This window comes from Vibrio sp. YT-19(2023), from assembly GCF_033337395.1.
Genome location: NZ_JAWOQN010000064.1, coordinates 1 through 8,083, shown reverse-complemented (window position 1 = coordinate 8,083; position 8,083 = coordinate 1). Strand labels below are relative to the sequence as shown.

Annotated in this window: 7 protein-coding genes; 6 read left to right on the top strand and 1 reads right to left on the bottom strand. The window is 48.0% G+C overall.

The features are described 5' to 3' along the window. Positions 1 to 230 precede the first annotated feature (230 nt). From R7E78_RS23595 to glpC, 5 genes are all read left to right on the top strand, one after another. Entirely contained in the window at positions 231 to 1,103 is an 873-nt protein-coding gene (locus tag R7E78_RS23595; protein WP_158157484.1) for a hypothetical protein, read from the top strand. Between the two features lie 129 nt (positions 1,104 to 1,232). After that, entirely contained in the window at positions 1,233 to 1,910 is a 678-nt protein-coding gene (locus tag R7E78_RS23590; protein WP_158157482.1) for a hypothetical protein, read from the top strand. A 753-nt stretch (positions 1,911 to 2,663) separates the two neighbouring features. Continuing rightward, positions 2,664 to 4,334, top strand: a complete 1,671-nt coding sequence (gene glpA, locus R7E78_RS23585) for an anaerobic glycerol-3-phosphate dehydrogenase subunit A (RefSeq protein ID WP_031847523.1) — start codon at positions 2,664 to 2,666, stop codon at positions 4,332 to 4,334. Beyond that, positions 4,331 to 5,656 (top strand): glycerol-3-phosphate dehydrogenase subunit GlpB, encoded by a 1,326-nt coding sequence (gene glpB / locus R7E78_RS23580; RefSeq protein WP_014257458.1) that lies wholly within the window; start codon positions 4,331 to 4,333, stop codon positions 5,654 to 5,656. Before glpA ends, glpB begins: the two co-directional genes overlap by 4 nt. Continuing rightward, positions 5,653 to 6,879: an anaerobic glycerol-3-phosphate dehydrogenase subunit GlpC gene (gene glpC, locus R7E78_RS23575; RefSeq protein ID WP_318058299.1), complete on the top strand. Its 1,227-nt coding sequence runs from the start codon at positions 5,653 to 5,655 to the stop codon at positions 6,877 to 6,879. The genes glpB and glpC overlap by 4 nt, the downstream gene beginning before the upstream one ends. A 146-nt stretch (positions 6,880 to 7,025) precedes the next feature. On the opposite strand, the gene R7E78_RS23570 is transcribed toward glpC, so the two are convergent. Then, positions 7,026 to 7,499: a DUF4832 domain-containing protein gene (locus R7E78_RS23570; protein ID WP_025594143.1), complete on the bottom strand. Its 474-nt coding sequence runs from the start codon at positions 7,497 to 7,499 to the stop codon at positions 7,026 to 7,028. Between R7E78_RS23570 and R7E78_RS23565 the strand changes: the two genes are divergently transcribed. After that, positions 7,476 to 7,889 carry a LysE/ArgO family amino acid transporter gene (locus R7E78_RS23565; RefSeq protein ID WP_025589760.1) on the top strand — a complete coding sequence of 138 codons (414 nt, stop codon included), beginning with the start codon at positions 7,476 to 7,478 and terminating at the stop codon, positions 7,887 to 7,889. The genes R7E78_RS23570 and R7E78_RS23565 overlap by 24 nt on opposite strands. Positions 7,890 to 8,083 lie beyond the last annotated feature (194 nt).

Below are 8,083 nucleotides of genomic sequence, written 5' to 3'. Positions count from 1 at the left end.
GGCATGAGGCTACGACGATTAATGGGTGTAGCCGATCAGATCGTAGCTTCTTGATTTAGTTCCATCGATTTAAGCAAAAAAGCCCTATATGATGTACATGATCATGCATTTCATAAGGTGCTATAAAAAAGCATAACAAGTTGCTGCACCCGGAAAAATTACTCGCTGCGCTCATAATTTTCCGGTGAGCAAGGCGTTATGAGCCTAGGGTAGGCGTTAAGGAGAAACTAATGTTTAAGAAATTATTTGGCAAAAATGAAAAATCTGAATTGGAAAAAATGATTGATGCTGATGGTATTGAACACGCCGCAAAACGATTTGCAGAGATCATCTCAAGAAAGCTACCCACAAAAGAGATTGCATATCAATTTATCTTAGAAGAAATTGAAGCTGCAAGCCAAGGCAATGCGGCTGCAATTAATTTCGCTAAAGAAAGCGGCATTGGTCCAGACGAATATTCTGGAGCAATGAATAACTCAATCCCTGAAATTGACGGAGCCGATGGCCCTCAACAACTGCTACTGCAAATTTGCTCACAACTTATGAGCAATACTGACCTAATGGTTGAGCTTAGAACCAAAATCACTGACAACATAATGCAGCAATTTTCTTTAGGTAAGTACGACTTACCTAGCAATTCAATATTTAGCAAAATATTACAACCCAAAGAAAGCAATTCTATAAAACTAGAAAACATTGTTAGTAGAAACAACCAAACTGGAAGCATTTTTGTAGACATCATAAATGACTTAGGTGAATCAGTTGAAACAATAATGGAGCACTCCAAATTAATACAAATGACTTATGGCTATGCACGCCGAGCTGCGGCAACAGCCCTCTATATTCAAGGAATAATAGATAAAGACGTTTTTGACCATAACCTAGCTTTCTTCAAAGCAATACAGGTAAAAACTGAGCATACAGTTGAGTTTCAGGAGCAGGCATTCTCAGATGCTATTGATTACATGCAAACATATAATCCAATTATCACTCGTCTGCTCATAAAAAACATGGCACCAATTGCGCAATCATTCACTCCACCACAAGAAATACTTAGTGATGCAGAATTAATAGAGATTGTAATGGATGCATATGCTTCATAATAAAAAGCTCATAACAAGGCAAGGCATTGGACTGTCAAAAGCGTCACTTAAATAGCTTACGCAATTACGTGCCACTTTTGCCAGCCCATGCTTGCGGCGTTATGAGCCTCTCAGAGAAAAGGAGAAACAATGAGCAATGAATTTATCCCGCGCTGGGGCGGTTCAGTTTTTGACTGTGATTTTTGCGGTGCTGAAGGTATGCAATGGACTGAGGTATCACCAGATAAGTGGATGCCTTATGACCTCTTGAATAAGGAAGTCCACCATTGCCCAAATAAAAATATCGACAAATTAACCCGTGATCAAGTACTTGAGCACCTACAAAATATCGGCTTCGAAGCCTATATACCGAGAACAAGCTCATGGAAATATGCCTTCATTGCAAGCAATCAGAGTCAGACTATCTATTTTTTGGTCGGTAAAAGGGGAATAGATTTTAAACTTTATAACTCCGTCAGAGAAACAAAGCTCGATGAGAAAGGGAAGCTATTTACTGATGGCGGGGATATGGTTAGAAATTACTATCGTGACAGCGATGTAAACATTCATGAGCTGATTCTGGAAATCGCATCTCGCTTAGTTACAAATACTCCAATAGATGAATCCTTCACTTCTGGTCATGGTAAATCTTGGCAAGAGCAGAAAGCTGAGTACATCCGAAGTCTGCCCAAATCCAATGAGGCTGCGGCTAGAGATGAAATGAGAGAAATATACGAAGCAATTTCATTGGGTGATGGAGAGGATGCTTATTTAGGTGATGGAATATGGATTAGTTCTGATGGTTCATTGGATGATAGAGGGCGGTAGTAATGGCTCATAACAGGGGTGTGACGCCCAATGGAACGAAAACGTACGCTAACAAAAAACAAGCATGTCATTTAAGTCATGACACAGCCAGTAGTGACACATAGGTTATGTCATATCCTGATTTTGGGGTGGTTTTTACCAGTGATCGTAGGGTATACCTAAGCGTCATACCGTTCTAACTGTTTGATTTAATGCTTAACGTACGAAACCGTACCGTTGGGCTTCACACCCCTGTTTATAGTTATGTACACAAACTTTGTGTGGGCAAATCTGACACAGAAGAGCACTCTCGAAAATCGAACAAGGAAATTTATGAGCGTTCGAGCACAAGTTTGTTAATGTCAAACTCGTTTTTTGTTAATTGGCGCATCATTTTGATCATTTCATCAGTAGGGTTAGTTTTTATCGCGCCATTTTCTAATCAAGAAAACCCTAATAAACTGAGCAATTGCTTATTAAACAAGGCATCATACGTTTTCATTTACCAACAACGTTCTTGACTCCGCTTGCACATCAGACCAGCTCGTTAGCGAATTTATTCCTGTTTTTATCGATTTACATGTAACAAATATGTGCCTAACCCTGTTAAATACCAGCAACATTGTTGGTTAATTTCTCCACACCCACACGAAACAATCACCAAAACTATCAATTTAACGCTCGTTCGCGCTTTTGTGAGCAATATATCGAACGTAAATGATAAAAAAAAACATACTAGTTGTAAGTTTATTAAAGTTGCATAAGGTAAAGGTCATGACGGCTTATCAACGAATGGAAACCGACGTTGTCATCATTGGCGGCGGCGCGACCGGCACAGGCATCATGCGAGACTGCGCATTGCGAGGCATCGCGTGCATTCTGTTAGAGAAAAATGACATCGCCTCCGGCACCACGGGTCGTAACCACGGCTTGCTGCACTCTGGTGCGCGCTATGCCGTCACTGATGCAGAATCGGCCAAAGAATGCATTCAAGAAAACCAAACGCTCAAACGCATCGCTCGCCATTGTGTGGAAGCGACTGACGGCCTATTCATTACCCTGCCTGAAGACGAACTCAGCTTTCAAGACACCTTTATTCAGGCTTGCGGCAATGCCGGTATCGAAGCGACCCGTTTAACGCCAAAAGAAGCACTCGCGCTCGAACCGAACGTGAACCCGGCGCTGATCGGTGCGGTGAAAGTGCCCGACGGCACGCTGGATCCGTTCCGTTTATGTGCCTCGAACGTCCTTGATGCCAAAGAGCACGGCGCGCGCATGTTCAACCGCACCATCGTCACCAGTTTGATTCGCCAAGGCGATACCATACTCGGTGTACGCTGTTTGCAATTGGGCACCAACCAACAGTTTGAAATCTTTGCCAAAGAAGTGATCAACGCCGCGGGTATTTGGGGACAACATATCTGCGAATATGCCGACCTCAACATCAAGATGTTCCCTGCCAAAGGCTCGCTGTTGATCCTCGATTACCGCATCAATAACTTGGTGATCAACCGTTGCCGTAAACCTTCCGATGCCGACATTCTGGTGCCCGGCGACACCATTTCACTTATCGGCACCACGTCCGAACACATTGATTACGACCAGATCGACAACTTGCACGTCACCGAACGTGACGTGGATGTGCTGTTGGCAGAAGGCGCGAAACTTGCGCCGATCATGGCCAATACGCGCGTACTGCGTGCCTACGCGGGGGTACGTCCTTTGGTTTCGGTAGATGACGATGGCAGTGGCCGGAATATCAGCCGCGGCATCGTTTTGCTCGATCACCAAGAGCGCGACGGCCTCAAAGGCCTCACCACCATTACCGGCGGCAAACTGATGACCTACCGCTTAATGGCGGAATGGGCGACCGACTTAGTGGCGAAGAAACTGGGCAACACTCAGGCGTGCGAAACCCACACGCGCCCACTGCCGGGGTCAAACGAAACGCCAAAAGCCATCAAGAAAACCGCCAGCATCGCCAAACCGGTGTATGAATCCGCCATTTATCGCCATGGTGAACGCGCCACGCAATTCTTGTCTGACGATGCCAAGAGCCAAGCGATTATTTGTGAATGTGAAATGGTCACTGCGGGCGAAATTGAATACGCGATTAAACAGCTCGACGTCAACAACTTGGTCGATCTGCGCCGCCGCACTCGCTTAGGCATGGGCCCTTGTCAGGGCGAACTGTGCATCTACCGTGCGGCCAGCCTGTTTTCCGAATATGGTCAGGTCGATGGCTGTCAATCGAGTGAATTGTTGGTCGATTTTCTAGAAGAGCGCTGGAAAGGCATCAAACCCATTTTCTGGGGTGATGCGCTGCGCGAAGCGGAATTCAGCTATTGGATTTACGAAGGATTACTCGGTGCCAGCGACCTGCCCCAGCCCGCTCAATCAGAACACCCTCAAGCAGAACAACAAAAACAGGAGGCGGAATTATGATGCATTATGATGTGGCCGTGATCGGCGGGGGCATTGCGGGTTATACCGCTGCAATTCGCAGCCTGCAAGCTGGCAAAAAAACCGTGCTCATCAATCAGGGTCAAAGCGCGTTACATTTCTCTTCCGGCTCCATTGATGTGCTGGCGAAATTACCAGATGGCAGCGCGGTCACCCACCCGTTTGATGCCCTCGACGCATTACAGCAACAAGCGCCGTCCCATCCGTACAACACGGTGGGTCGTAGCACGCTGCAAAAAGGGCTGGAATGGTTTCGTCAAACGCTCGCCACCGCGAACGTGCCGCTATCGCATCAAGATGATTTGGCCAATCACGGGCGCATCACGCCGCTTGGCACACTCAAAGCGACTTGGCTATCGCAGCCATTTGTTTACCAACACCGCCAAGAAGTTTCGTTTGAGCGTATTGTGGTGGTTTCGATCGATGGCTATCGCGATTTTCAGCCACAAATGCTGAAAGATAACCTTCACCAGCATCCCGATTTTCAAGGTGTGCCGATTCACACGGTCACCCTGTCGATTCCGGGGTTTGACGGATACCGCCGCAACCCAAATGAGCTGCGCTCAATCGACATTGCACGTTTGCTAAAACACGATGCCGCGTGGACCGCGCTATGCGATGGTTTGATGCGTGCAGCCAATCGCAACGACTTGGTGATCATGCCCGCGATCATGGGCAACGGCGATGGCCTAACGCTGCTAACGAAGCTACGCGACACCACGCAACTGCAATTTCACGAAGTGCCGACCATGCCACCATCGCTGCTGGGTATTCGCATTGAAGAGGCGCTCAGTCGCACCTTCCTGCTGCTGGGTGGCATTCACCTCAAAGGCGACAAAGTGGTCAACGGCACGTTTGACGGCGAGCGTCTGGTTAGCCTGCAAACGCAAAACCTGCGCGACATGGCCATCAGCGCTGACAACTACATCATGGCAACCGGCAGCTATTTCAGCCAAGGGTTGCATGCCGAGCAACACGCCATCCAAGAACCGATCTTTGGCTTGCAAGTGACGCATAAACCAGCACGCGTTGATTGGCGCAATCCGGCCTTCTTTGCCGACCGTTCACACCCTTTTATGGCATTCGGTGTCGAAACCAACGCGCAATTGAACCCACAGCGCAGCGGCGTCACCATTAAAAACTTGTACTGCTGCGGCTCCATGTTGTCGGGATACGATCCCGTGTTTGAAGGGTGCGGTGGCGGCGTCGCGATTGGCACCGCCTACCACGCCATCATGCAATGCCTAGAACCTCAATTGTCAGCGTCTCACCCTAACCCATTCGATCAGGAGGTGCTCGCATGAACGCGCCATTTTCAAAAGCTGCTCCTCTGAATACCAGCTTTGACCAATGTATTAAATGCACCGTCTGCACGGTGTACTGCCCCGTGGCAAAAGCCAACCCAGATTACCCAGGCCCGAAACAGTGCGGGCCGGATGGCGAGCGCCTGCGCATTAAAAACCCGGAATATTACGACGAAGCGCTTAAATACTGCACCAACTGCAAACGCTGCGAAACCGCGTGTCCTTCTGGGGTGAAAATCGGCGACATCATCGCCGTCGCGCGGGGTAAACATGGCAAGAAACCGCTCAATCCGAAACTGATGCGTGACTACGTGCTGAGTCACACCGACCTGTTCGGCTCACTGACCACGCCATTTGCACCAGTGGTGAACTTCGCCACATCGATGCCATTGGTGAAAAAAATCATGCACAAAACCATCGGCGTGCATGACCACAAAGCGTTGCCGAAATACTCGCACGGCACGTTCCGTCGCTGGTTTAAACAAAATTGCACCAGCCAGCCGCTGTATCAGCGCCAAGTCACCTACTTTCATGGCTGCTACGTCAACTACAACCACCCACAATTGGGCAAAGATCTGGTGAAGGTGTTGAATGCGATGAATATTGGCGTGCGCTTGCTGAACAACGAGAAATGCTGCGGCGTGCCTTTGATTGCCAACGGTTTTCATGACAAAGCGCGTAAAAACGCATTGCTGAACGTGAAGAACATGGAAACTGCGGTCAATGAATATCACACCAAAGTGATTTCAACCTCCTCAACTTGCTCGTTCACGCTGCAACAGGAATACCCGCATGTGCTCGGCGTCGACAACAGCCAAGTGTCCAACGACATTGAATACGTCACGCGCTTCCTGCTGAAAGAGTTTATGAATGGCAATGCGCCGAAAATGAAACCGGTCAACCTCAAAGTGGTTTATCACACGCCTTGTCACTTGGAACGCAGTGGCAACGTGATGTTTACCATTGAGTTACTGCGCATGATTCCGGGCCTAGAACTGATTGTCCTCGATAGCGAATGCTGCGGTTTGGCGGGCACCTATGGCTTTAAAGAAGAGAACTATGACGTGTCGATGAAAATCGGCTCGCACCTGTTTGACTCGATCAAAGCCTCCGATGCAGATTTTGCGATCACCGACTGCGAAACCTGTAAATGGCAAATCGAAGAGAACACCGCGCTGGAAACCATTCACCCGGTCAGCTTGCTGGCGCAAGCACTGGCTTAGTCTTCCAACCCCAAAAAGGCGTCTTCAAAGAAAGTCGTTTCAACGCTCAACGTACAAAAAAGCGGGCATTGCCCGCTTTTCTTCTGTCACTTTCGCTTTTCGTTTGCTGCTGTCTATCGCACCACAGCATGGCGAAGGCTGTCGACCTAACGAATGGTCACGTCAGATAAGCGATACCAGCCCGACGCCTGCAACCCTTCATTGGCCAGATTCACTTCTGCCTCAGCATGGCGATCGACCAAGGCCAACTCAAGGTAGTAATGGCCGGTGGGGATCGTTTCAGGCAAAGTGAAACTGCTGGAGGTCGCGTGTTCACCCGGCAGCCAACGCATGACATCTGCGGTTGAGACGTTGAAAAACGCGGTTTCTTCGTCCTCATTCACCAATCGATACGCCAGATAATGGTGCTGATACGGTGGCGCGTTCCCTTCGTTCACAAGCAAGGCCTGAACCGTCATGGTCGCGCCCGGCGTCAATTCAGCAGGGTGCACCAGTGTGTCTACACGCAGACGATAGCCAATTTGAGCCAACGCATCGTCCAACAAATCACGATACTGAGTCGGCACCACGTGCGATTTCAGGTTCAATGTCGAAGCGTGCTGCGCAATCGCCCAATCCAAGCTTTCTGGTATGGCTACCAATCTGCAAAATCAGCTTGGAAAGGTTCAAGTCACCTAGAGTTGGAAAATTCGGACATTGCCCAGAGTTGGTTAAAAGTCGTTTTAATGGCGATGGCTATCACTTTTTTAAATCCACATGTATATCTGGATACGGTGGTGATACTCGGGGGCGTGACTGCTCAAATGGAACCTGATGAAAAACTATTGTTTGTTATAGGGGCACTGATCGCATCAGGGGGCTGGTTTTATGGATTAGTGTATTTGGCTAACAAGTTGATCCCACTTTTTAGTAAGCCAAGAACATGGCGAATTTTAGATTCTGCGATTTCATGCATCATGTGTGGTATTGCATTGAAGCTGGCAGCACCTTTGTTAAGCCAATACATATAGAGCGTCGCGATGAAGCTGCATTTCTATTAACTAAATTGCTCCTGTTAGATTGGACACTGAGTTTCCATACCAGAAGTTATTCGTCCTTTGCTAATTTAAGTAAATACTCTAAACCATTTCTGTCCGTGCGACCTGAAGTCGTATGAAGCGTTGTTCACCGCTTTATGAGTGAACCGTCTGTATCACCAGATGAA